Annotated in this window: 23 protein-coding genes and 2 pseudogenes; 5 read left to right on the plus strand and 20 right to left on the minus strand. The window is 69.3% G+C overall.

What is annotated here, in order from left to right:
* Positions 1-65 precede the first annotated feature (65 nt).
* The 5 genes from ACZ418_RS36025 to ACZ418_RS36045 form a co-directional block, all read right to left on the minus strand.
* Positions 66-449 carry an ATP-binding protein gene (locus ACZ418_RS36025; RefSeq protein ID WP_468371399.1) on the minus strand — a complete coding sequence of 128 codons (384 nt, stop codon included), beginning with the start codon at positions 447-449 and terminating at the stop codon, positions 66-68.
* A gap of 158 nt (positions 450-607) precedes the next feature.
* Positions 608-1,330, minus strand: coding sequence for a LutC/YkgG family protein (locus ACZ418_RS36030; RefSeq protein ID WP_468371400.1), 723 nt, complete (start codon positions 1,328-1,330; stop codon positions 608-610).
* Positions 1,327-2,760, minus strand: a complete 1,434-nt coding sequence (locus ACZ418_RS36035) for a LutB/LldF family L-lactate oxidation iron-sulfur protein (protein WP_468371504.1) — start codon at positions 2,758-2,760, stop codon at positions 1,327-1,329. The genes ACZ418_RS36030 and ACZ418_RS36035 overlap by 4 nt, the downstream gene beginning before the upstream one ends.
* A 20-nt stretch (positions 2,761-2,780) precedes the next feature.
* On the minus strand, positions 2,781-3,554 hold the full coding sequence (locus ACZ418_RS36040; RefSeq protein WP_468371506.1) for a (Fe-S)-binding protein: 774 nt from the start codon (positions 3,552-3,554) through the stop codon (positions 2,781-2,783).
* A gap of 20 nt (positions 3,555-3,574) precedes the next feature.
* Entirely contained in the window at positions 3,575-5,290 is a 1,716-nt protein-coding gene (locus tag ACZ418_RS36045; protein ID WP_468371401.1) for an L-lactate permease, read from the minus strand.
* 178 nt (positions 5,291-5,468) lie between these two features.
* On the opposite strand from ACZ418_RS36045, the gene ACZ418_RS36050 reads away from it, so the two are divergent.
* Positions 5,469-6,260 (plus strand): FadR/GntR family transcriptional regulator, encoded by a 792-nt coding sequence (locus tag ACZ418_RS36050; protein ID WP_468371402.1) that lies wholly within the window; start codon positions 5,469-5,471, stop codon positions 6,258-6,260.
* Positions 6,261-6,468: 208 nt separating this feature from the next.
* Here the strand turns inward: ACZ418_RS36050 and ACZ418_RS36055 are convergent, their stop codons facing one another.
* Positions 6,469-8,178, minus strand: coding sequence for a CocE/NonD family hydrolase (locus ACZ418_RS36055; protein WP_468371404.1), 1,710 nt, complete (start codon positions 8,176-8,178; stop codon positions 6,469-6,471).
* Between the two features lie 92 nt (positions 8,179-8,270).
* On the opposite strand from ACZ418_RS36055, the gene ACZ418_RS36060 reads away from it, so the two are divergent.
* Entirely contained in the window at positions 8,271-8,987 is a 717-nt protein-coding gene (locus ACZ418_RS36060; protein ID WP_468371405.1) for a TetR/AcrR family transcriptional regulator C-terminal domain-containing protein, read from the plus strand.
* Here the strand turns inward: ACZ418_RS36060 and ACZ418_RS36065 are convergent.
* The 5 genes from ACZ418_RS36065 to ACZ418_RS36085 form a co-directional block, all read right to left on the minus strand.
* Positions 8,962-9,264, minus strand: a complete 303-nt coding sequence (locus tag ACZ418_RS36065) for a recombinase family protein (RefSeq protein ID WP_468371406.1) — start codon at positions 9,262-9,264, stop codon at positions 8,962-8,964. The genes ACZ418_RS36060 and ACZ418_RS36065 overlap by 26 nt on opposite strands.
* Positions 9,265-9,474: 210 nt before the next feature.
* Positions 9,475-10,332, minus strand: coding sequence for a hypothetical protein (locus tag ACZ418_RS36070; protein WP_468371408.1), 858 nt, complete (start codon positions 10,330-10,332; stop codon positions 9,475-9,477).
* A 112-nt stretch (positions 10,333-10,444) separates the two neighbouring features.
* Positions 10,445-13,099 carry a M48 family metalloprotease gene (locus ACZ418_RS36075; protein WP_468371410.1) on the minus strand — a complete coding sequence of 885 codons (2,655 nt, stop codon included), beginning with the start codon at positions 13,097-13,099 and terminating at the stop codon, positions 10,445-10,447.
* Positions 13,096-13,605 (minus strand): hypothetical protein, encoded by a 510-nt coding sequence (locus ACZ418_RS36080; protein ID WP_468371411.1) that lies wholly within the window; start codon positions 13,603-13,605, stop codon positions 13,096-13,098. The genes ACZ418_RS36075 and ACZ418_RS36080 overlap by 4 nt, the downstream gene beginning before the upstream one ends.
* A 105-nt stretch (positions 13,606-13,710) precedes the next feature.
* On the minus strand, positions 13,711-14,262 hold the full coding sequence (locus ACZ418_RS36085; RefSeq protein ID WP_468371412.1) for a DUF4158 domain-containing protein: 552 nt from the start codon (positions 14,260-14,262) through the stop codon (positions 13,711-13,713).
* Positions 14,263-14,633: 371 nt separating this feature from the next.
* Here ACZ418_RS36085 and ACZ418_RS36090 point away from each other — a divergent pair, with 371 nt between their 5' ends.
* Positions 14,634-15,182, plus strand: a complete 549-nt coding sequence (locus ACZ418_RS36090; RefSeq protein WP_468371413.1) for a nuclear transport factor 2 family protein — start codon at positions 14,634-14,636, stop codon at positions 15,180-15,182.
* 115 nt (positions 15,183-15,297) lie between these two features.
* Here the strand turns inward: ACZ418_RS36090 and ACZ418_RS36095 are convergent, their stop codons facing one another.
* The 7 genes and pseudogenes from ACZ418_RS36095 to ACZ418_RS36125 form a co-directional block, all read right to left on the minus strand.
* The gene (locus tag ACZ418_RS36095) at positions 15,298-15,663 is read right to left on the minus strand and encodes a tyrosine-type recombinase/integrase (protein WP_468371414.1); all 366 of its coding nucleotides are present in this window, start codon (positions 15,661-15,663) and stop codon (positions 15,298-15,300) included.
* Between the two features lie 43 nt (positions 15,664-15,706).
* On the minus strand, positions 15,707-16,027 hold the full coding sequence (locus ACZ418_RS36100; RefSeq protein WP_468371416.1) for a hypothetical protein: 321 nt from the start codon (positions 16,025-16,027) through the stop codon (positions 15,707-15,709).
* A 518-nt stretch (positions 16,028-16,545) separates the two neighbouring features.
* Positions 16,546-17,097, minus strand: coding sequence for a DUF3291 domain-containing protein (locus tag ACZ418_RS36105; RefSeq protein WP_468371418.1), 552 nt, complete (start codon positions 17,095-17,097; stop codon positions 16,546-16,548).
* 31 nt (positions 17,098-17,128) lie between these two features.
* Positions 17,129-17,842 (minus strand): helix-turn-helix transcriptional regulator, encoded by a 714-nt coding sequence (locus ACZ418_RS36110; protein WP_468371419.1) that lies wholly within the window; start codon positions 17,840-17,842, stop codon positions 17,129-17,131.
* Between the two features lie 53 nt (positions 17,843-17,895).
* Positions 17,896-18,327, minus strand: a complete 432-nt coding sequence (locus ACZ418_RS36115) for a hypothetical protein (protein WP_468371421.1) — start codon at positions 18,325-18,327, stop codon at positions 17,896-17,898.
* A gap of 774 nt (positions 18,328-19,101) precedes the next feature.
* Positions 19,102-19,236 carry a hypothetical protein gene (locus tag ACZ418_RS36120; protein WP_468371422.1) on the minus strand — a complete coding sequence of 45 codons (135 nt, stop codon included), beginning with the start codon at positions 19,234-19,236 and terminating at the stop codon, positions 19,102-19,104.
* 200 nt (positions 19,237-19,436) lie between these two features.
* Positions 19,437-19,579: pseudogene (locus ACZ418_RS36125) on the minus strand (IS256 family transposase); the annotation flags it as partial.
* Between the two features lie 217 nt (positions 19,580-19,796).
* Here ACZ418_RS36125 and ACZ418_RS36130 point away from each other — a divergent pair.
* Both ACZ418_RS36130 and ACZ418_RS36135 read left to right on the plus strand, forming a co-directional pair.
* Positions 19,797-20,225: a VOC family protein gene (locus ACZ418_RS36130; protein ID WP_468371423.1), complete on the plus strand. Its 429-nt coding sequence runs from the start codon at positions 19,797-19,799 to the stop codon at positions 20,223-20,225.
* A 62-nt stretch (positions 20,226-20,287) separates the two neighbouring features.
* Positions 20,288-20,601 (plus strand): annotated as a pseudogene (locus ACZ418_RS36135) (transposase); the annotation flags it as partial.
* 27 nt (positions 20,602-20,628) lie between these two features.
* Here the strand turns inward: ACZ418_RS36135 and ACZ418_RS36140 are convergent.
* Positions 20,629-21,807 carry an amidase domain-containing protein gene (locus tag ACZ418_RS36140; RefSeq protein ID WP_468371425.1) on the minus strand — a complete coding sequence of 393 codons (1,179 nt, stop codon included), beginning with the start codon at positions 21,805-21,807 and terminating at the stop codon, positions 20,629-20,631.
* Positions 21,808-22,244: 437 nt separating this feature from the next.
* A complete protein-coding gene (locus tag ACZ418_RS36145; protein ID WP_468371427.1) occupies positions 22,245-23,183 on the minus strand; it encodes a hypothetical protein in 939 nt (312 codons plus the stop codon).
* Between the last annotated feature and the right edge of the window lie 89 nt (positions 23,184-23,272).

Here is a 23,272-nt window from a genome sequence, read left to right on the forward strand (position 1 = left end):
CAGCAGTAAGCGCGCCCGGTGCGCTGCGCCGGGGTTGAAAGGGGGCCTGCCAGGCATCTGCGGGGTCATCGCTCCCTCCCCGGCCGGGGCAGGCATGCCCAGGCGCAGGAGCCCACTGGGGTGCGCTGCACGCCGCAGTCGGTGGCGTGCGCATGCACCAGGTGCAGACCTCGGCCGCTCTCGGCGAGTTGCCCGGCCGGGTCGTAGTGGTATGCGGTGGTCCGCTCCCGCCAGATCCCGTCGTCCTGGACACGGATCACGATCTTCTCCGCGGTACAGTCCAGGCGTAGGGTCACCCCGGTCGCGCCGCTGTGCAGCACAGCGTTGGTGACGAGTTCGGAGACCACGATGCGGGCGGCGTCGGCCACCTCGTCCCCCACGTGCCACCGGCTGAGCTGGGCGGTGGTGAACGACCGGGCCAGCGCGGCCGCGCGGCACTCGGCCCGCATCGCGCACACTGCCACGCAGCCCGGGGGCGGATCGCCGCGGAACCTGCGTCGCTGTCTGGGCGATGGCCGGTCCGGCCGGGAGGCCGGCTCGGCTCGTGAGATCGGCTCGGGCCGGGCCACAACCGGTCCGAGGTGACGCACAGGATGACGGATGGACATCACGACTCCGCAGGGTCGTCGATCGGCCGGTGGTCTGCGGGCGGCGGTTCGGTGGCGACGACCAGGACCTCGAGGGTGCGCGGGCCGTGTACGCCCTCCACCCGCTTCATCTCGATGTCGCTGGTGGCCGACGGGCCGGAGACGAAGGTCAGCGGCCGGACCGGATCGAGGAGGGCCATGGCCTCGGGCACCGAGCGCACGATCCGGTCGGCCGGGATCACGCACAGGTGGTAGTCGGGCACCAGGGTCAGCGCCCGGCGTCCCTGGCCCGGGCCGCCGTCGAGGACAAACGTGCCGGTGGCCGCGACGCCGGTGGCCGCGGTGGTGAGCACACCGTCGACGGCGTCCAGCGCGTCCAGGTCGACGGGCGGGTCGTCGCCGAGCACCCGAACCCCGGCCAGGCCGGCGCGCCAGGGCTCGGGGAACCCGTGCGGGACCACCACCGTGCCGGCGCCCCGCCCGGTGAGCGCCTCGGCGATCGCGGAGGGCGCGGCGGTTGCGTCAACCAGGCGTGCCGACGCGCCGTAGTCGGCGAGGCGTTCCAGGAAGAGCGCGACCGTCTGTGGGGAGCCGGCCTCCCCCGGGCGTTGCGCGCCGCCCGCGTTGCGGTAGCCCCGCGGCACCTGCGCGTACCTCTGCTCGACCGCGGACGAGTCGCCTACCGCGCGCTGGATGCGGGCCAGTACCTCCTCGCGCGCGGCCGAAGGAAATGAAGCCGTCACGGGTGCGTCCTCCTCCACCAGGTACGAAAGCTCTCCGAGGCGGGAGCCGGCAGGTCGCGCGCGTCGGTCCACCCCGCGAGGGGCCCGGGCAGTCGGCGGATCCGCCCGTTGTGGCGCACCAGCCGGGCCGCGGCGGCCGCCATGCGCTGCGCCCCGGCCAGCCGTCGGGGGGAGGACAGCGTCCAGCGTGCCGCCGCCATCGCCAGCCGTTCCGGTCCCGGGAGCCGGCGCCGACGCTGGCCGTCCACCACGCGGGCGCGCAGGTGGACCAGGACCTCGGGAATGTTGATCTTGACGGGGCAGACCTCGTAGCAGGCACCGCACAGCGTCGAGGCGTAGGGCAGCGAGCGGTCCACCGGGGAGGCGGTGCCGCGCAGCTGGGGGCCGAGGATCGCGCCGATCGGGCCGGGGTAGACAGACCCGTAGGCGTGACCGCCCACCCGCTCATAGACCGGACAGACGTTGAGGCAGGCCGAGCAGCGGATGCAGTTGAGCGCCTGCCGGCCGATCGGGTCGGCCAGGGTTGCGGTGCGCCCGCCGTCGAGGAGGACGACGTGGAACTCCCGGGGCCCGTCTTGGTCGGCCGTCCCGGTCCAGGTCGAGGTGTAGGGGTTCATCCGCTCGCCCGTGGAGGAGCGGGGCAGCAGCTGGAGGAAGACCTCCAGGTCCTGCCAGCGCGGAACGACCTTCTCGATGCCGGCCAGGCAGATCAGGGTCTGCGGGAGGCTCAGGCACATGCGCCCGTTGCCCTCCGACTCGGCCACGACGACCGTCCCGGTCTCGGCGACCAGGAAGTTGGCGCCGCAGATGCCCACCTCGGCGCGCAGGAATTTCTCCCGCAGATGCCGCCGGGCCGCCTCGGCGAGCTCCTGCGGGTCGTCGCCGAGTATGCCGGCATCGCCAAGGTCGTCGCCGGCTGCGTGCGTGCCCATCTCGCGGCGGAAGATCTCCCGGATCTCCGCGCGGTTGCGGTGGATGGCGGGCACCAGGATGTGCGAGGGCCGGTCCTGGCCGAGCTGCACGATCAGTTCGGCCAGGTCCGTCTCGTACGCCCGGATGCCGGCCTGCTCCAGCGCGGTGTTGAGGCCGGTCTCCTGGGTGGCCATCGACTTGACCTTGACCACCTCGTTCCGGCCGGTCCGCTTTACCAGGTCCGCCACGATGCGGTTGGCCTCCGCCGAGTCGCGGGCCCAGTGCACCGTGCCGCCCGCGGCGGTGACCTGCTCTTCGAACTGCAGGAGGTAGCGGTCCAGGTGGAGCAGGGTGTGCTCCTTGAGTGCGCGTCCGGCCTCGCGCAGCTCCTCCCAGTCAGGCAGCTCGCCGACCGCCTCGTCGCGCTTGTCGCGGATGGTGCGGGTCGCCTCGGCGAGGTTGTGGCGCAGTTGTGCGTCGCCGAGGGCGTCCCGCGCCGCCCGGGGGAACGCCGGCATGCCGAGGAACGTCGTGCCGTTCACCGGTGGGCCACCCCTTCTGCGGTACGGGGCGCGGACGCCGGCTCGTCCTCGGTGGACGCCAGGATCTCGGCGAGGTGGAGGGTGCGCACACCGGTGCGCAGCCGGGTCAGGGCGCCGCCGATGTGCATCAGGCAGGAGTTGTCCGTGGCGCACAGCACCTCGGCTCCGGTGCCAAGGACGTGCCGGACCTTGTCCGCGCACATGGCCACCGAGGTGTCGGCATTCTTCAGCGCGAAGGTGCCGCCGAAGCCGCAGCACTCCGTGGCCGACGGCAGCTCCACCAGGTCGATGCCGCGTACGGCCCGCAGCAGCGCCAGAGGTTGGCGGACCGCCTTGAGCATCCGCAGCGTGTGGCAAGTGGGGTGGTAGGTGACCCGGTGAGGGAAGTAAGCCCCGACGTCCACCACGCCGAGAACGTCGACCAGGAACTCAGAAAGCTCGTAGACCGGTGGGGTGTGGCGCACCGCAGCCGCCAGCCGGGTGTCGCCGGCCACCTCGGCCACCCGCCCGTGGTACTCGCGGACCATGGCGGCGCACGAGCCGGAGGGGGTCACGACGGCGTCGTAGCCGTCGAAGACCTCCGTGAAGCGGCGGACCAGCGGCACGCACTCGCGCTGGTAGCCGGTGTTGAAGTGCATCTGGCCGCAGCAGGTCTGCCCCAGCGGGAAGTCCACGGTGCAGCCCAGCCGTTCCAGCAGCCTGACCATCGCCCGGCCGGTGTCGGGGAAGAGGGTGTCGTTGAAGCAGGTGACGAACAACGCGGTGCGCATGGTCTCTCCAGTACGGAAGTTCACGGGAGCATCCCCGCCAGGACGCCGGACTGCAGGTAGACCAGCGTGCACAGCGCCAGCAGCAGGCCCAGGCTCCATCTGACCGCTCCGCGCAGCAGGTCCGACTCACGGCCGGCCAGGCCCACGGCGGTGGCCGCGATGGTGAGGTTCTGCGGGCTGATCATCTTGCCGAGGACGCCCCCGGAGGTGTTGGCGGCGACCAATAGCGTGGGCGACAGGCCGGCCTTGGCTGCGGCAGTCTGCTGCAGGGTGGCGAAGAGCGCGTTGGCGGAGGTGTCCGACCCAGTGACGGCGGTGCCCAGCCAGCCCAGTACCGGGGAGAAGAACGCGAAGGCGGCGCCGGTGCCGGCGATCCAGGATCCGATGGTGATGGTCTGGCCGGAGAGGTTCATCACGTAGGCCAGGGCGAGCACCGCGGCGATGGTGAGTACGGCCCAGCGCAGTTTGACGAGCGTGGCGCCGAACTCGCGGGCGGCCGTGGCCGGGCTGATGCGGTAGGCGGCGGTGACGAGCAGGCCGGACAGGAGCAGCAGGGTGCCCGGGGAGGACAGCCAGGAAAGGTGGTAGACGGTGGTCGAGCTGACCTTGCCGGCCACCGTGAGGACCTGCCCGTCGAGACCGGGCCAAGGGATGTCGGCGGTCGTTGCGGCCAGCGCCTGCTGCACCGGCTTGACCAGGTTGGCGACCGAGAAGACGGCGATCACCACCAGGTACGGCAGGAACGCCATGAACAGGCGGGGGCCGGCGATCGCCTCGCGCGGCGCCTGCGTGGTGCTGGACGCCGCCGGCCGGGTCCGGGTGCCCACCGCGGCGGCGGGGCCGGGGGCTGGGGCGGAGCCTGCCGGACCGTCCGGAGCCTGCGGGTGGGCGGCGCTCAGTTCGGCGCGGGCCTGCTCGCCGCCGCGCGGCTGCCACAGACGCAGGAAGACGACGACGGCGGCCAGGGCGGCGAGTGAGGCGATGATGTCGGTGAGTTCGACCGAGAGGAAGTTGGAGCTGGTGAACTGGGCCAGCGCGAAGACCGCCCCGCACACCAGGGCCACCGGCCAGGTCTGGCGGACGCCGCGCCGGCCGTCGACCAGCGCGACCAGCAGCAGCGGCACGAAAAGCGCGAGCAGCGGTGTCTGCCGTCCCACGTACGCGCCGATCTCGGTGTAGGGGATCTTCGTCAGACCGCCGGCGGTGATGATCGGTATGCCGATGGCGCCGAAGGCGACGGGGGCGGTGTTGGCCACCAGGACGGTGACCGCGGCGCGGAACGGCGCCAAGCCGACGGCCATGAGCATCACGCCGGTGATCGCCACCGGGGCGCCGAACCCGGCGAGCGCCTCCAGCAGGCCGCCGAAGCAGAAGGCGATGATCACCGCCTGGACCCGAGGATCATCGCTGATCAGGTGAAATGCCTGGCGCAGATCCTCGAAGCGCCCGGTGACGACGGTCAGCTGGTACAGCCAGATAGCGGTGACCAGGATCCACACAATCGGGAAGAGGCCGAACGCGGCGCCCTCGCCGGCGGACAGGAGCGCGAGTCGGGCGGGCATGTGGTAGCCCGCGACCGCGACGACGACCGCCACGGCGAGGGAGGCGAGCCCGGCCCAGTGGGCGCGCAGCCGCGCGCCGCCGAGCAGCACGAACAAGGTGAGCAAGGGAAGAGCGGCCACGAGAGCGGACAACGCGAGGCTGCCTGCGACCGGGGAGAGGTGAGGCTGGTACATAGCGGACCCTCATTAGCTTGGTCAGACCATAGCCTGGACGACTCCAAAGTTAGGTCCGCCATCGGCTCCGGTCTAGAGCGTGACGCGAATTTCTTGTTTGGTCTGACCAAGCAATGGGCACACATCGGGCTATTATCGAGCTGGCGGGCGAACCCCCACCTTGACGAGAAGGGCTTTCATGGCTGAGCCGACGATCTGGGAACCTGTGCCGCGCTCGCGCACCTACGAGCTGGTCCTCGCGCGGATCGAGGAGCAGATCCTGGCCGGCAAGCTGCGCGTCGGGGATCGGTTGCCGCCCGAACGCGAACTCGTCGAGCTGCTCGGGGTCAGCCGCGCCGCGATCCGCGAGGCGTTGCGAGTACTGGAGGCCCAGGGGGTGCTGCGGGCCCGGGTGGGCACCGGTCCCGACTCCGGCAGCGTCATCGCCGCCATGCCCAGCGCGGGCCTGACCCAGCTGCTGCGGCTGCACATCGCGCTGGCGAACTTCCCCGTCAAGGACGTCGTGGAGGCCCGCGCCGCGCTGGAGCGGTCGAGCGCCCGCCTCGCCGCCGACCAGGCCACCGAGGCGGACCTGGCCCGAATGGCCGAATGCCTGGCGCACATGGACGCCCCCGACGTCTCCCGCGAGGAGTTCAACGACCACGACACCCGCTTCCATGTCGCCATTGCCGAGGCCGGGGGCAACCGCCTGGTCACCGATCTGACCGTCGCGGTGCGCAACGCGGTGCGGCACACCCTCTTGACGGCCTTCCACCGGATGGAGGACTGGGAGGACGAACGAGACCGCCTGCGCGCGGAACACCACGCCATCCACGACGCCATCGCGGTCGGGGACGCCGAACGCGCCGGCGACCTGGTCGAGTTCCACATCCGTCGCTTCCACCACGACGTGGTGCGAACGGTCCTTCAGTCCTCCGAAGGCGCCTTGGACCAGTCGGCGGTCTGGGACAGCCCCCCACGGCAGCGATGAGCCACAACGCGTGGGTCAGCAGCACCATCGACGGTCAGCGTCCCGGTGGGGACTTTGACTGCTCCCCCTGAGTTCGGTGGTCATGGCGGGCCTTGCCGCCGTGTTTCGGTATCTCGAAGTCGACCGCTCACCGCCGGTTCCCGGAGGCGGTCGGCTTGGACGAGAAGACGGCGGCGAGGAGTGAGCCGGACAAGTCGGGTCCGGCCGGTCAACCATTCACCACAGGGCTGAACCCCGAACTGTCGGCCTGCATCGAAAGCATCAGCACCGAGTCCGTGTGAAGCGTGATGCGCACAGGTGTGAAGGTGGTGGCGTCCACCGGCGACTCCCCGTTGCCGGGATTGCGAGCGTAGCGCGGATGGGCGCCTGCGCTGATCTGCCAGCGAATGCGGTGACCGATGGCGAAGCGGTGGGCGGTTGAGCTCATCGCAACGGTGATCTGCGACGGCTCCTGCCCGTCCGTCCGCAGTCGGCCCAGCCCGTCGCAGATGTTGACGGAGCGGCCTTGTGTGTCCACGTCGCACAGGCGGGTGAAGACGTCGGTGTGACCGGTGTCCGTGGAGATGCTCAACCGCGCGGAGACCGGCCCGACGATGTCCACGGGTTCGGTCAGCGGGGGGCCGGTGAACGTCAGTACGTCTTCCCGGGCCTCCAGGCTGCTGTTGTCGCGTGGACCGGCGGTGCGGGAGAGCAGAGGGCCGCCAAGGGACGGGGTGGGGTCGCCCGGGTCGTAGCGGAAGGACCTCAGTGGTGCGGAGTCCGTGGGGGCCTGTCGGGTCAGATACCCCTGTGCGGTGGGAAACCACGGGCTGACGGCCGTGGCCGGCGGCCAGTCGTCGAGGTTCCGCCAGGCGTTTTCGCCGCCGATGTGCACGCGCACTCTTGTGGGACGCAGTCCGGAGGGGTCGGCGTACAGGTGGGCGCGCAGCCAGGCGAGGCTCTCGGCGAACACCTCGGGCCATCCCTGTTGCAGGGCGGAGGTGTGGGTCCAGGGGCCGACGAGCAGGGCGGTCTCGCATCCAGCCTGACGCAGCCGGTCGTACTGCTCGAAGGTCTGGTCGACCAGCGCGTCGTGCCATCCGGTGATCAGGTTCGTGGGCACGCTGAGCCGTTCCGCCGCCTTTGCCAGCGACGCGCCGCGCCAGTACGTGTCCTTGGCGTCCTGGTGTGTCATCACGTCGTCCAGCCAGGGCACTTCGCCCCCGAGGGCCGACGCGCAGGCACCGCGCAGTGGCTGCGCGGTGGTGACACCCCGCAGACGGCGTTGTAGGCGCAGTGTCGCCCTCAGGAACGGTGCCATGCCCTGGTGCTGGTAGGTCATACCCACGCCGACGGCGAGGGCGTTCTCCAGACGCAGCGCACCGTGCGCGTGAAACAGGGCGTAGGGATCGTGCAGGCCCACCTGCACCACCATTGCCTTCAGTTCCGGCGGTGGGTCCATGGCGAGGGCCCATTGCACGTAGCCGAGATAACTGGGGCCGACGGTCCCGAGTGTTCCGCTGAACCAGGGTTGCTCGCGCAGCCAGGACACCGTGGCCTGGCCGTCGGCGACCTCGTTGCGCCACAAATCGAACGTACCCCCCGAACCGCCGGTGCCGCGGCAGCTCTGCAGGACCACGTGAAAGCCCTGTTCAGCGAAGAGCAAGCCGTACATGGGGGACCACGGCAGGCCCCTGCCGTACGGCGAGCGCACCAGCAGGGTGGGGAAGTCGCCCTCGGTGCGCGGGAAATAGTGGTCCGTGATCAGCGGGCTGCCATCCGCGGCCGGCACCACCAGGCGCGGCTCCCACCCGACATCGTGCCGTTTGGCCGGGAGACGGCGCCACGTCGCCCTCATCATCCGTGAGGCAAGGGGCGGTTTCCCGGAAGGCGGTGCCCAGGCCGGCCTCGGCACAGAACCGTGCGTGCGTGACGTCATCGTCCCCTCCTTGATTTTCGTACGATGTACGAGAATAGAGCATGCTTGACTGAGGCCCGCAAGGACCGCCGATCAAGGAAGGAGCGCGGACCGTGCCCCGTGACGCAGCGGCCGGCGCCCCAGGCGTCGACCCTCAGCAGCTCTGGCTGAGCTCTGACCAGCCCCGCCGAGGTCGCAAGCCTGCCTACAGCCGAGAGGCGATCACTGCGGCGGCCGTCGCCCTGGCGGACACAGAGGGTCTCGAAGCGGTCACCATGCGGAAAGTCGCCGCACGGGTCGGAGCCGGTGTCATGTCGCTCTACAGCTACGCCCCCGACAAGGAGACGCTGCTGAACCTGATGGTCGACCACGTCAGCGGCGAACTGCCGACCGCAAACACGCTCAGCGGCGACTGGCGCGCCGACCTGAAGGCCATCGCACACCTCCAGCGGGCCCTCATGCTGCGACACCCCTGGCTGCCCGCCGCGCTCGCCACCCGCCGCATCCCCGGACCCAACACCCTGGCCTTCCTGGAACACGCGCTCGCCGCACTGCGGCCCACCGGACTGGACGGTAGGGCGAAGCTGGAGATCTTCGCCCAACTCACCGCATTCGTAGCCGGACACGTCGCCCACGAGATTGCGCAGGCCGCGGCCTCGCAGTCACCCGACCGAGCCGCAGCTGAAGCCCGCTACCTCGCCGCCGTCGCCGCGGACGGCCACCACCCGGAACTCGCCGAAGCCCTCTGCGCCCCCGGGCGCCCCGTCACCCCCGAAGCCACCTTCACCCGGTTCCTCAACCGCCTCATCGACGGCCTCGACACCGGCTGATCCCACGCCGCCTTCCACCGTGCCCGTTCCCACAAACCGTGTCGCCGGCGCGGACGGCGGCGAGGGCCTGGTTCAGGCCGGGCCGGTTGCGGTGGGTGCCGGTCAGTCCGCGGTCGAGGTAGATCCGGTCTTCGGGGACGCCGAGGCCGACTAGGATCTCCCGCTGGGCAGTGAGGTCTTGGGCGTCGGTCGAGCAGCGGGCGTAGCCGTGAGGAGTCCGGTCACAGCCGAGGAGTGTACGGATATCCCCCGGCTGACCGTACAGATCATCGGACACCCTGAATGAGACGCCGTCCGCCCTGGTCGACCACTCTGGCCAGACAAGATCACTTCTGTTCGTTGGGGGATCCCCTTACGAACGGCTCCCGGGAGGCTCCACTGTCCCTTTCGGCCGTACCAGTACTCGACAAGCTCGGAATGTGCTTGTGACTCGGGTGCAACGCGAACTGCGTTGCACCCGCAGGGCTGGGGCGAGGCCGTCCCGCGTTTACGACTGACGCCGAAAGGTCTCCCCTCCGCGGTCCAGTAGAGCGGAGCGGTCTTGGGACAGGGTCAGGACGAAGGGCCCGGTTTGGTCGACGGGTTTGCAGCCGGGTCCGGTGGTCGTCGGGGTCAGTACGACCTGGCTCCCGTTCAGCCGGGCTGTGCCCTGAATTTCCAGGCACTGGGCATCGTCGCTGTTGAAGTACAGCGAGAAGCTGGCGTCGGTCTCGATGCGGAGCGTGGCAGGCTCCTGAGCTGACTGAGAGCCCCATTCCGCCACGACGGAGTCCGGTGAGTTCTGGGCCACGAGCACCTCTGTTGGGCTTCCGCCCGCACTGCTCAACGTCAGCGTTCGCTGGCCGACCTGGTCCCTACCGAGGCGCCAGGTGTATACGTGAGCTTGCGGGCCGGAGGTGCCGGAGACGCCAGTTAAATCGAAATCACAGGTGGACACCATGGTCAGCTCGGTTCCCCGCACCCGCGCCTCGCCGGTGCAGGCGCTCGCCCCGGTGTCGGAGGTGGTGGACGCCTCGAACGAGCCGTCGTCCTGGAACTTCCACCGCGTGTCTGAAGACTGCCAGTTGCCCAGCATGGCAGTCGGAAGCGATCCGGAGCCGCCGGGTGTGCCGGAGCCGCCCGTCGAGGCGGAGCTCCTGGACGTCCCGCCCGACGGGCCACCGGTGATCAACCCTCCACCGCCGCCGGAGCCACCGCCCGAGCCGCTGGAAGCAGCGTGACATCCGGCTGAGACAAGCACGCCCACCAACGCCATTGCCGCACTGACCACCCCACGCATCTCCCGCCCCCTCAATTGATTGACGAGGCTGTGGCTGAGGCTTCGGTGCAGTTCTTCGGGATCCATAGCACTCCGTTCGGATTGACGTGACTCTCGGGTGCACGGCTTGGAATCGCGTGCCCAGCCCAGAAACTGGTGCAGATGCTCCGCAAAGCACGTTGAGACTTCGTCGATCAGGTCACTCGTGTCCGCTGCTACGGGTTCCTGAGAGCATCTTGCTCAGCGCCTCTTGGTGGCCGTCGCGTTCAAGGGTCATGAGCGGGCTCGCGCAGGCTGCTGAGAGGCGCTCGGGCCGGGAGGTGGTGGTGAGACGCATCGGCGCGCCGCCCATCGGCTCGTTGGGAGAGAAGTACAGCGTGCGGATCTCGTTGGTCCGGGTCACGTCGACCAGCACGAGCTTGCCGTCCTCGATGCGCCAGGCGCCTTCCGTGGTGCCGTCGTACACCATGCGCCAGGTCCGCGAACGCCAGAGCACCTCGAACTCCGCGGAGCGGCTTTGCTTCCGGTAGCGGCCGTCGGTGAGGAAGGTCCAGGTGATGCCCTCTCCACCGGAGGCCGGAGCCTTCTTGCCCATAATGGAGATGGTCTGGACGTCTGATTCCACCTGCCACCGCCCTGTTACGCACCGAGCCGTCTGTTCGTCGGCAGAAAGCGGGGCAGCGACCTTCACAAGGGAGGGTGCCGCGAGGAAGCTCGCGACGATCGCCAGGGCGCCTGCCATGCTGATTCCTGTGATCAGGCGCCATCGGGTCCGCAGCCGGACGGGTGGCCGCTGGTGAGCTTCAGCCGGGCTGTGGAGGAGGCGGCCCAGCCGTCCGGTGACAGCGAGACTGAGCAACGGCGCGATGATCAGCGCTGCGGCGACCACCCCGTTGGTGAACGCGCTCGGCATCGGCCACCAGTACACAGTCGAGGCCACAGTCGTGATCACTCCGCAAACGACCGCCGCGGCCATGGCATACAGCGCCGGTCTGGAGTGTCCTACCCGTGTCGCCAGGACGGCGGCAGCCACGGCGGTCCCGATGCCGACGACCGCGATGGGTAGTTGCAAAAGGGTGAGGACAGGCCACGTGATCTCAGCCATCCTGGTTCCTTGGTGGGTGTTGCGGGAGACAGCGCTGGCCAAGAGCCGGGCCAGGAACGGGAGCGCGATCAGGAAAGTCGCCGCTCCGACGACGATGGCTGCAACGGTGCGACGCCACAGGTTCACGTCACGCAGCGGGGCCACAGCCAGCGGCACGCAGATGCACACCACGCCGACGACATAGATGGGGGACAGCCTCATCGGCTCGGTCACCAAAGCGTCGTAGACGGCGACGCCGAACAGCGCGAACTGGTCGAACAGGCTCGGCGGGGACGACGCCTGATGCCCGAACAGCCCCAGCATCACGTCGTTGAAGAAGAGAGGGAAGCCGGTGAGCATGCGATAGGACCACAGGAAAAACACCCACACCGCGGCAGTGGGCAACACCACCGTGATCAGGGCGCCGAGAAGGTGCAGCCTGCTGCGGAAGCGCGGGGCGATGACGGCCTGGAAGGCGGGATGACGGCATGCCTGCTGATGGAGATCCGGGACAGGTACTGGCCGGGCCTGCATACCGGGATTCTTTGGATTCCCGGGGGCACTCGCCTCGGCACGTGCACTGGTCTGCCACACCGGTGAGGTGGCCGCGATCCATCGGCATAGCAGTGCCTGCAGCCCAGCCAGGAGCGCGACAACGCCGGCCTCCGTCAGCCAGAGGCGATCCCCCACCAAGGCCTCCAGGGCCATCGGGCTTTGCACTGACAACTGGGATCCGGCCAGGACACCGCCGCCGACGGTCAAGCCTTCGAGCCAGAGACTTGCCCGGATACGGTCGCCGTGCGCGGCGCGCCGCCACATGGCCGGGCCGATGACGGATGCAATGACAGCACCGATGACGAGACCTTCGACGGCCGCTCCCACTGCGGTGTTCGCACGGTCGGCCAGCATCAGCTCGATGGCGCGGTCGACGGGCAGGACCGCGATCCCGGCCGCCACGCCCGTCGCCGCACCCAGCCAGGGATTGAGCCGGTCCAGCAGGGCCGGGTTGGCCGCGGCATCCCTGCGCTGGTCGGGACTCGGGTGGAACCGGAGCCACGAGAACCTCTTGGCTGAGTGGGAATCCCAGGCGGTTTCGGGCGGCAGCGCATGGGCGTCGGCGTGAAGCTCACGTGTCCGATTGACGGAGCAGAACATGAGGTAGACCAGGGCGCCGAGGGAGAGGAGGCGCCATAGGTCCTCGCGCAGGTATCGCCCGATGTCGTCGGCTCCCACCACGATGGTGTAAGGCACCACCACCACTGGGACGAATGCCCAGGCCATGCCGACAGCCACACGGCAGATGTCGACGTCGCGCAGCCGGATGTGCGTGAGCTCATGGCGCACCACGCCATCGAACAACGCCGGGTCCTTTTGCCGGCGCTTTTCGTTGATCCACACGCAGTAGCGCGGATACCGGCCGAAGGCCTGTGCGTAGGGCGCGGTGTCGCTGTACATGAACATGACGCTTGGGTGCCGGTGCAGTCCGGAGGCAGCGGCGAGTTCGCCCACTCGTGCCACAACGCGGCGAGATTCGTCGATGGCCAGGTTAGGCTCGTGAAGGTTACGTCGGGTCCAGGCCGGTAGCACAAGGTAGATCAGGACGGTTGGCGTGAGCAGCAGAGCCATTCCCACCAGCCCCGTCAGGGCAGGCGGGATGTCACTGTCCGTCAGAATCACCTGATAAGCGAAGGACGCACTGCCCAGGGAAGCGACGGCCATCACCAGGAAGCGACCCGTGGTCGCGGTCGGAACCCCGACGGTAGTCGTCAAGCCTCCTCCCCGCCGTCGTTCTCCCCGCGTGCCAGGAGAAGCTCAACAAGTGCGAGGGTGAGTTGATGCGCCTTGTCTGGCGGGAGGTTCCACTGAGCCACGAGCGACCCGGACAGGGCCTTCACGCGTTCCAGGAGTTCCGGAGTCAGCGCAGGAATGGCGGCTGGTTCGCAGGCCGGGCGCCGACGGGGCCTCCATGCCCAGATGCGGTTGCCCAGAGACTCGCTGGCTTTGCCCAGCAGGAAGTCCAGAACCTGGTCGACCAGCGCCATCGCGTAGGGCGCCAGCAGGAGCTCGACTACCTCGGCGGCCCTTCCGGGGTCGAAGCCGTTGAGGGAACCGGCCTTCGTCTTGGTGACCTCGGCGGGTCTGGTCTTGAAATGCGCTCGCCGACGCGCGTACTGGGTGGAGATCAGGTCGTAGGTGATCTCATTGGCGGCCTCCTCGGGAGCTACCTGGGTGACGAGACTGTGGCTGAGGCTCTGGTGCAGTTCTTCGCGATCCATGGCACTCCATTCGGTTGATGTGACGTTCGAGCGCGGCCCGGAATCGCGAACCCGGCCCAGGAACCGGTGTAGATGCCCTGCGGCATCCCCGAGATCCCCGACTGTTCACAGCGGCGGGTGCGGCGCGGTGGTCGTGCCGATGGCCAGGCGTGAGCCCATGTCCAGGCGGACCTCGCCGTACGGGCGGACATGGCTCCAGAACAGCGGGGTCAGCCCGCGCCGGTCGGCGCCGGTGGGCAGGTCTGGTGTCGGCGGCTCGATGCACTCCTCGCGGCAGTGGTTCAGCAGCTCCTCGCGCACCTGGTCCGCATTCCGCTCCGCGTGCGCCGCGTTGGCGACGAGCCAGGCCGTCAGCTTCTCCGCGTCCTGTACGGAGCACACGCGAAAGCCCAGGTGTTCGCGTATCTGGGAGCGGTGGTACTCGATTGTCCGCCCGGACCACTCGTACAGGCCGAAGTCCGCTGCCGGCACCTTCGTCTGCCGGGCTGCGAAGGCGACAACCTCGTCCGGGAACTCTGCCCGGCCCCGGGGGAACCGGCCATGCCGCGTGCAGTACGTCAGCAGCAGCGCGGACCCTAACCGCGTCGCGCCACGTTTCCCCGCCACGAGTTCCAGCTCGTCATCGAGCACCGTCCAGTGCTCGACCAGCTCATACATGCCCACCCGTTGCCGCCCCACGGGCGCACATGATGTCGGACAACAAGGTGATTACCGGCCAGTATTACCAAAAATCATAGGCGATCAGCTGCGCCTGCAGCTGATGAGACGTTCGATAAAGGCACCCGATGCCTGATCCTGCAGGTCAGCGAGGCCGGGTGTCGCCATTTGCGGCTGGTGACACATTCGTTAAGAGCACGTCAGCCGTGGGTTCAGCGTGACCGAGGGGCCTTCATCGGGAACCCACGGTGTCTTCTGGCTTGAAGCCCGCCGGGGGTGTGCCGGACGACCTTGAGATGCGTACCGGACCCTCTGCCCCGACACTGAGTGTCGTGGCGGGGGCGACCGGTGCTTCGGTGAGGAAGACGCCCATGTCTGATCGTGTTGCGATGGAGCGCGTGTGGGTGGCGCACACGGACGGCGAGTTCGTGCAGCTGGACCTGCAGGCCACGATGAGCACGATGACCGACAGCCCCACAGTGGTCCATGTGCCGACCGCGATGGGCGGCGTAGGCCGCCAGAGTGTCGCGGACTTCTACGAGCGCTGGTTCATCGGGCGCAACCCGGCGGACTTTGCGCTGAGGTCCGTGTCCCGCACTGTCGGGGGCGACCGGATCGTCGACGAGATGGTCGTGTCCTTCACCCACGACATCGAGGTCCCGTGGGTCCTGCCCGGTGTGGACCCGACCGGGAGAGTTGTCAGCGTGCCCGTCATCGCCGTCGTGGGGTTCCGCGACGGAGCCATCGACAGCGAGCACATCTACTGGGACCAGGCATCGGTCCTGGCCCAGACGTGCCTGCTGGACGCCGACCTGGTCGCGCGGCTCCCTGTGATCACGGATCAGTCGGACGTCCTGGACGGTGCTCTCCCGCTGAACCAGCTGGCTCTGACGCCACGGAAACGCCGGCCACCGGCCTGATTCACCCATCAGCCGCTTGAGCGGACAGGCGGTCCGCTCGATCGAGTTCACAGCCCACCCCGGCCCAGACAACAGCCCAACATCCATACCAACGACGTTAGGTCGAGGTTCCACTTCACTGAGCCAGTCCTTTCCAACGGTCGGTGGCGCGCTGCTGCCCGCTGACCCAGGCGTCTTCGACGTGGGAACCGTGGGCGTGGATGTACCGGGCCGTGGTGCCGGTCCAGGTATGTCCGAGTAGTTCCTGGATGGCGAACAGACTCATGCCGGCGAGACATAGCTGGGAGGCGCAGAAGTGCCGCAACACGTGCGGGGTGAGCTTCCCAGCCCACGTGGGGAGGTGCTGGGCTGCGGCGTCGGCCAGCGACCGGCGGAAGACGTCGGCGGTCGCCCGCGAGCAGGAGCCGTCCCGGTTTTTGCGCTCGGAGGGGAACAGCGGGGCACCAGGCCGGGTGTGGTCGGCGTCGAAGTGGCCCCACACGTCCTCGATGAACCCCGCAAGTTGCGGTCGGCGCCGCCGTTGATCAGCGGCACCAGCCGCGGCTTCGGCCCCGCCGCCGGGAGCCCTTGCCGTGCCGGACATTGAGCTTGCCGAACCGGCCCAGCTCCCACCGGACATCGTCCAGATCGAGCATCCGTGCCTCGTTGATCCGCAGCCCCACGTCGGCCGCCAGCCGGGCCACCGCGCAATTACGGGCCGCCGGGCCGAACTTGCGGCAAGATGCCAGCTCCTCACGCCACCCGGCGAACAGCTCCTCGATCTCCGCTTCGCCAGGCGGGATCCGCAGCTGTGGCTCCACCGAGGCCCGCGGCCGGTTCATCTCGTCCAGCGGGCACTCGACCACGCGGCCGGTGAGGTTGTGCAGCTCGATCTTGTGCCGCAGCTCAAGGAAGATGGTTGGTGTCGTTGCGGATCGTGCTGTCGACCAGTCCGGCCGAAGCCCTCGCGAGCACGAACCCCGCCAGGACGTCGGTCTCGAGCTCGGCGAGTTCCTCCTCGCTCACCGGGGCCCCGGTACTCACGCAGATCGCGCACTACGGCCAGAGCCGACCCACGCCTCCTCGACGTCACCCAGACTGAAGGAATCCCGACAGGGATGAGGCTTGCGCACTCCGCGCGAGGTTGGTCAGAACGGGCCACGCTCACCCGGACGAGGGAACACGCCCTGGTGCCGGCACCTTCCAGGCACCCGCCGGTCGTGGACGAGGCAGGGAACTCAGCCACTGTTTCTCACCGTACGGCGGCTGAAGTTCGAGAGAGGGCCTATCGGGTCGGGAGGCCCTCCGTCACCGGCACCACCGAACTTCTCGCGGCGCGACGCCCGCGGCGTGCTCGAACGCGTCCAGCCCCGGACGCCGGCGACTACAACGCCGCCTCCCCGGCCGGCGCCGGCCACGCGGTCCGGGCGGCCTGCTGAGACTGCGTCGGCAGTACGGGCTGAAGGTGCTGGGCGGCCTCGGCTGCGGTGTAGGAGGAGGCGAAGGTGAAGGCACGCGGAGACGGCCCGTGCGCCCGCAGGTCCGCCAGCCGTTCCAGGGCCTCCGCGACGGTCGGGAGATGGCCGGCGGGAACCCACCACAGCACGAGGTGCGCGGTGACGTGCCGCTCGAACCATTCACGGCGCCGCCGCATGACCTCCAGATGCCCGCTGCGGTAGGTGAAGTCCCACAAGGCCTCCTGGCTCTGCCACACCGTCAGGTTGACGATGACGTCCTCGCCTGCCGGCCGCAGGCCGGTGGCGTCGGCCGACCCTTCCTCCACGAGCCGCCACACAAAGCCGGGCGCGCCGTCGGCGGCGGCGTTGACCGGGTCGAGCATCTCGACGAACGGCGCCATGCGCGGATCATCGAGGGGGTGACGGAGCGTCGCGACGTTGAGCTGGGCCAGGTGGGCGGCGTGCGTGGATGCGGTCATGGCCACATCTCAGCACTACCCCCCTTCTATGTCAATCATCATTGTTTTTAGAAGCCTCGACCACCACGCAGCACTCCCCCGGCCGCGCGTCCATGCGCGCACGCACGGGACCGTCCTGGCCGAGCAGCCCCTCCAAAAGCGCGAGATTCATGCCGCAGACAAGCGGGGGGAAGCGTTCGGCGACGGCATGGAAGGGACAGTTGCGCATACGGACGACCCGCGCGGCCGCCCCGGCCGCCCTCTCGTCGGCTCCGGCCCGGACATCCTCGGCATCTTCGGCGCCTTCCAGATACGGTTCGTAGCCGCGGGCGGCCAGCATCTCCACGACCCCCTCAAGGCCGGCGCAGGGGGCCGCCGATCCACGCAGGGCCTTGCCCCGGCGGCGCGCGGCCGCGCAGAGCCCGGCGTCCAGCCCGGCCTCCTCGGCGGCCTCGGCGAGCAGCTCCGCGGCGGTTCGGTAGTCACGGGCGGGCAGCGACACCGCCCGCTCGTTCCGCGCCCGCGTGTACACCTTCGCGGGACGGCCCGCCCCCGGCCCCGAGCGGCCCGTCAGACGGCGACTACCGGTCTCCAGCAGCCCGGCCTCGGCCAGCCTGTCCAGATGATGTGCTGCGAGCGTACGCGCCACTCCGGCCGCCTCGGCAGCCTCGTTGCGGCCGACCTCACGCCCCTGCGTCACCACGTACTCGTACAAACGGCGCCGGACCGGATCCTGCAACACCGCGATCGCATCGATATCGTCCACCCGACCATTCTAGAAACAACGTAGGTCGGAGATAGAAAAAGCGAACGGCACCTTCATGACCAGGGGTCACGGGCACCCTCGCCCCCAGGAACACGGCCGGGCGGTAGCGAGACCGCCTCGGACGGGCTGCCGGCGTCGAGCATGGTCTGGATGCACCCCTGACGCGTGCTGTGGCCGGTGATGTCCTCAGGATCGCGTTGGCCTCCTCGGCGGTGACCGCCACCGCGGCGGCCGCGTACGCCCCGTCCTTGGCTCATGCGGCGGCGAGTTCGTCCCGGGTGGGGTGAGTCCGGCGGCCGGGGCGACATCCTTGAGATGCCGTTGACGGTGTCGGCGGTGATGCCGCCCCGGCGCACCGGGTCCCGGGTGTGGCGGCCGGCGGCCTCGGCGCCAGTGCCGTGGCGGTCGATGCGGCGCAGGAATGGGCCGGGGGCGAGCTGTCCGTCGTCGGCGAGGACGTCGAGCCGCACCCGCACGGCGTGCACGGGCAGATCTCCTGCTCGTCCTGGGCGGGGATGCGGACCTCGCCGCCGCGGGCCCGCCGGTCGGCCTTGGAGCGGCGGATCTTGATGATCAGGGCTGCCGGGTGGCCTTTCCTCCGCTCTGCTCCTCGACCTTGATGGTGGTGACCGTGACGTCGTGGGGTAGAGCCGGGCGGGCTCAAAGGCACGGTCGGCCGTCCACCAGTCCAGGAGGAGGGTGACGGCGATCTGCTTGCCGCGCGGTGTGGTGCGGCCGGCGGTGCGGACCACCTGGCGCACCTCGTCGAGGTCGACGGCGTCGGGGGCCTGCAGCGGGCCCGGCTCCACCAGCGGGTCGTCGGCCTCCTCCCCCGCGCGGTGCCGGATGACGAAGGGCAGGCCTCTGTCCCGGCGTCGGACAGCGGGGCGTTGTCGATGGCGCGCCTGGCGCGGAGGGCGGCGAAGTGGGCTTCGAGGGGCTTGCTGGGGTGGCCGCGGTCGCCGAGGTCGCTCAGATGGGACGGGACCGCGTTGGGCTCGTCCTCCGCCCAGTCGTACGTCGCGCACCACAGGCTGCAGGAACGCCAGCGCGTGGCCCGGGAGTCGCGGCTGTTCTGCGATACCGCGTCGACGCGCTTGCGGGCGGCGGACGCGGAGATCCGCTCGCCGCCTCGCGTGCGCACGTCCGGCTCCGCGCGCCGGCGGCGCCGGATCACCGCGGCTGGGCCCGTGACAGGGACGAGTTCGGCCGACGCCATGACGCGGCCTCCTCGGGCGCGGCGGGCGGTGCCTGCCAGGTCAGCGTCTCCAGCGGCGGCGCAGGCCGCGCTGCGCGGGCAGCGTGGTGGCCGTGGCCCACGCTGCGTCGCTGAACAGGGTGTCCGCCGTACTGTGGGCGGCCGACACGCCGTCCGGGGCCTGACACACGGTCACGAACCGGACGCGGTGCGGGACCGGTCGCGCTAGCGCCGCCCGTGCCTGCCCGTTCCGCCTGGCTCCGGCGGGATCTGCCCCATCATCTGCTCCCCCGTGCACTCTCCGGCCGCCCTGGCAAAGCCTTGCGGACGCCGGATATCGGCGCCCGCTGGTTGCCGTGTCCTTCCGGTCTTCTGATTCTGGGTAGGGGCAGCGCATTCTGCATTGCAGAGGGCATCCGCCTCGGCGGACATGAGTGCGTCGGCGAACGTCTTGACCATCGCGCGCAGCAGATCGTGGCTCGCCGCGGCGAGGCTGCCTTCCGCGAGAGCGTGCAGGGCAGACCGTCGCGTGCGGTCATCGCGATGATCCCCTTCGGGCTTCGACACCTCGAAGCCCAGCCGGTGGCCGCTCTTCTGTGCGGGCATCAGCCGGAAGCCGGAGCACATCCCCGGATCAGGTCGAACCCGTACACCATCTCCATGGACGCAACCGAGCCGTGCCGTCTGGCGCTCACCCTGCGTGGCGATGACACCCTGAGGGTTTCGCTGAAGAGCACACGCTAATACGGTGGCCCGGTGATGTCGATCAAGAAGTTCCAAGTCACCTTCGACTGCGCAGAACCTGAGCGCCTGGCCCGTTTCTGGTGCGAGGTGTTGGGGTACGTCGTACCGCCGCCACCCGAGGGGTTTGCCACGTGGGACGATTTCAAGCGCTCGCAGCCACCCGAGCAGCAGGACGCATGGTTTGCCTGCATTGACCCTTCAGGCGTGGGTCCGCGACTGTACTTCCAGCGCGTCCCCGAAGGAAAGGCCGCCAAGAACCGGCTGCATCTCGACGTGCGGGTCGGCACCGGACTCACGGGTGAAGAGCGCCTCGCCGCACTTGAGGCCGAGTGCGCACGGCTGATCCCGCTCGGGGCGGTACACGTGCGAACGCTGTATGACGGCAATGATGCATGCATCCCCATGCTGGACATCGAGGGCAACGAGTTCTGCATCGACTGAGGGGCCGCGAACATCCCCTCCTTCAGTCATGTCCCGCACAGCCGTGTAGAGGCGCGACAATCTCGCAGGCCGTGCCCATCGCGACCGGCATCTCCGCCGCCGGACACCGTGAGATCGGCCTTATGGTCGGCGACAGCGAATCGAAGCCCTTCTGGACCAAGTTTTTGCGCTTGGCAAGGTGCCGGGTTCACTTCGTCCGAGACGCGTTCAGCGTGATCGACAAGGGTTCCGGGGAGATGGTGGCGGCCACCATACGCACCATCTTCGCGCAGACCACCGACAAGGCCGTCCGCCCTCAGCTGGACGTGGTCGCCAATATGCTCGGGCAGCAGTTCCCCAGGTCAAGAGCATGCTGCTGCAGTCCACGACGGACCTCCTGACGATGCGCCCGTGCGGATGGCCCTCAGGTCCGTAGGGGGTAGAGCCACGCACTGCCGTTGACGGGATCGGACAGGATCTCGGAGAGGGGGCGGTCGGCGTAGTCGTCGGTGTGCTGGGTCATCAGTGGTGATTCGTTCCAGCCGGTGCAGATCTGGGTGTGCTGGATGTCGTTGGGGGCGTGGGAGTAGTTGTACTGCAGGATGTCCGACGGGGTCAGGTCATAGGCGTTGTCGAGCACGGTGGTGCGCTGGGAGTTCTGGGTGGCGTAGACGAAGAAGTTCTCGGCGCCGGCCCAGGTGTAGGAGGTGTTGTAGAAGAACCCGTAGCAGTACCAGCAGGAGTTGTCGTCGCGGGAATTGTCCGGCCAGGAGCCTTCGGTCAGCCAGCCGCCGGTGACGAGGCACTGCGATATGAAGTTGGTGCAGTCGTCGTCGTAGACCGGGTACGAGAGGACGTTGCGGTCGTTCCACCACTGCTCGGCGTAGGAGATCATGGCGCTGTAGTCGTAGCCCCCGTCCGCGGGCTTGGCAGCGGAGCGCCGGCCGGACGGATCGGCCTTGGCCGGGCGCCGACCGGCCTGCGGGACTGCGTTGGGTACCACGCGGGGGCGCATCGGCTCCGGTATCGACTCGGGGAACTGAGTCAGCGGGCGCGCGTACGCATTGGTCGGCAGATAGCGGCAACCCGCCAGCGCCCAGGCGCCGTTGACCTGGTGGAAGACCACCTGGTGCGCGCTGCGGTAGCGGGTGCTTGCCGGGGTGCCGGGCGCGATGCGGGCGAAGTACAGCGCGGTGTGTTCCACCGCTCGGGCAGTGGCGGTGCCGCCGTGCACGGTGACATCGGTGAGCTCGGCAGTGGTGCGGGCGCGGGTGTACCCGCTGTGCAACGCGGCGGTCCGGTCGCGGACGCCGTCGAGGCGGTCGGCATCACTGCGGTAGTCGCGGAGCAGATCGGCGGTGAGAGAGAGGGCCGCGACCTGGTTCAGCGCCGGCCGGGCGGCGGTGACCCGGGCCGCCCGGTCAGCGAGGTACTGCTGTACCAGCAGGGTCAGTTGGCGGTGTTGCGCGGCGGGAAGACCGCCGTTGCGGTCGCGGCTCTGCTCTGCCGGGTCGGTGCTCGGCGCGGGCGCCGCCCCGGTGAGGGCAGTGGCGGCGGCCGTGCTGGCGCCCAGTCCCGAGAGAAGCAGGGAGCGGCGGTCCATGACAAGTCACTCCTTACTGATGGGACATCAACTGGCACCAGGCTAGGGGCACACCACCCCGGAACTGAGGGATGCACTTGTCAGGATCCTGCAACCCATGTAACGGCCCGGTGCCCGCTCAACCGCCGCCTTCGATGTCGGCCCAGCATGTCCGTCAGCCCCGCGACCCCCGCCGTTCTCGAACCCCGTCGCCCCAGTACGCGCAGGCATCGCAGATCCCGGTCGATCTGCCGCGGAGTGAGTGTGGGCAGGACGGCGGCGCGTCGCTGCCGGACACGGATCGTGGTTGACCGGCGTCCGCCGGCGTCCTTTGCGGCGGGCGTCACCCGCCGCATCTTCTACGGGCAGAAGGGCGACCCGGCGCTCGCATCAGCTCGGCCGCTTCAGGGCCTCGGCGAGCTCACCCGAGCCCTGAACCAGCCCCATCCAACCTGCACTCAGTGTCGGTCATGGGCCTGAACCGTGGCCCGGGCGTTGCTGACCCAGATCTTGGTGATGGCCTGCGAGCGGCGGAGCTGGGTGCGGTTGTGGGCGATGGCGGTTTCCTCGAAGTGGGTGACTGCGGCGCTCCACTGCTCGTACAGCCCTGTCGTGGTGCGGCAGTGGGCGTCGGCGGTGGCTGTGGCGATTTCCTTGGCGTTCGGGTTCGTGTGGAAGCGCCCGTCCATGTACGGGGTGCCAGCAGCATCTGCGACGGCATCCTGGGGCGTGTGGTAGGAGTAGCCCGCGTGCTTCATGCAGGCGCTCCAGGCGCTGACGGCCGCAGTCACGGAGGCCGCCTGGTCGGCTCGGGTCTGCGCTTGGTCGCTGAGCACACGTGGATCGACGGGCAACTGGGCAGGTGCGCCGCGCTCCAGGTCTCGCTCGGCTTGAGCGCTGCAGCCTCCTGAAGGGACATCGCGGCTGTGGACGCGTGCGACCTTCCCGAACATGGCGGCGATCTGCAGGTGAAGGGCAGATGCTGGTACTGAAGGGGTGGGCTTGGTGCTCGGTTCGCTGGCGGGCGTGGCTGTGTCGCTGGTGGCGTGGTAGCCGTGGTGGCGTGCCTGTTGCACGGTGAGCGGCCAGAGGTGCTGGCTCTTGGCGGTTTCGTCGAAGGAGTCGTAGGTCAGGCCGTAGAAGGTGTTGCCGGTGAAGCCGAGCTTGTTCATGCAGCGAATCTCGAGGATCTTCCGCGCTTTCATGATCTCCGTCATGTCGGCGTCCGAAGGCCCGTAGGAGTCCAGGGGCTGCGATGTCGCAGCGGGGCTTCGGTGTCCGCCGGGAGCCGCAGGATCGGCGTCGGGGCTGGAGGAGCCGAGATGCTGGGTGACGATGAGGCTGATGGCTGCGCCGCTGACAGCCACGGCAGCAAGGTAGGCGCGTGCGCCCTTCATGGATGTCCCTTTCTCGGGGCGCCGGGGGGGGGGGGGAGGCACAGTGGGGGAACCTAATGTGCGCATCACCCGGACACTGCGCCTTCCCT

Source organism: Streptomyces sp. NPDC030820, assembly GCF_055572075.1.

Excerpts from the sequence above, each read along its gene's own strand:
- ACZ418_RS36025 (WP_468371399.1), bottom strand. The coding sequence starts at position 449 with ATGCGGGCCGAGTGCCGCGCGGCCGCGCTGGCCCGGTCGTTCACCACC.
- ACZ418_RS36035 (WP_468371504.1), bottom strand. The coding sequence starts at position 2,760 with ATGCCGGCGTTCCCCCGGGCGGCGCGGGACGCCCTCGGCGACGCACAA.
- ACZ418_RS36040 (WP_468371506.1), bottom strand. The coding sequence starts at position 3,554 with ATGCGCACCGCGTTGTTCGTCACCTGCTTCAACGACACCCTCTTCCCC.
- ACZ418_RS36045 (WP_468371401.1), bottom strand. The coding sequence starts at position 5,290 with ATGTACCAGCCTCACCTCTCCCCGGTCGCAGGCAGCCTCGCGTTGTCC.
- ACZ418_RS36050 (WP_468371402.1), top strand. The coding sequence starts at position 5,469 with ATGGCTGAGCCGACGATCTGGGAACCTGTGCCGCGCTCGCGCACCTAC.
- ACZ418_RS36055 (WP_468371404.1), bottom strand. The coding sequence starts at position 8,178 with ATGACGTCACGCACGCACGGTTCTGTGCCGAGGCCGGCCTGGGCACCG.
- ACZ418_RS36070 (WP_468371408.1), bottom strand. The coding sequence starts at position 10,332 with ATGGATCCCGAAGAACTGCACCGAAGCCTCAGCCACAGCCTCGTCAAT.
- ACZ418_RS36080 (WP_468371411.1), bottom strand. The coding sequence starts at position 13,605 with ATGGATCGCGAAGAACTGCACCAGAGCCTCAGCCACAGTCTCGTCACC.
- ACZ418_RS36085 (WP_468371412.1), bottom strand. The coding sequence starts at position 14,262 with ATGTATGAGCTGGTCGAGCACTGGACGGTGCTCGATGACGAGCTGGAA.
- ACZ418_RS36090 (WP_468371413.1), top strand. The coding sequence starts at position 14,634 with ATGTCTGATCGTGTTGCGATGGAGCGCGTGTGGGTGGCGCACACGGAC.
- ACZ418_RS36105 (WP_468371418.1), bottom strand. The coding sequence starts at position 17,097 with ATGACCGCATCCACGCACGCCGCCCACCTGGCCCAGCTCAACGTCGCG.
- ACZ418_RS36140 (WP_468371425.1), bottom strand. The coding sequence starts at position 21,807 with ATGGACCGCCGCTCCCTGCTTCTCTCGGGACTGGGCGCCAGCACGGCC.
- ACZ418_RS36145 (WP_468371427.1), bottom strand. The coding sequence starts at position 23,183 with ATGAAGGGCGCACGCGCCTACCTTGCTGCCGTGGCTGTCAGCGGCGCA.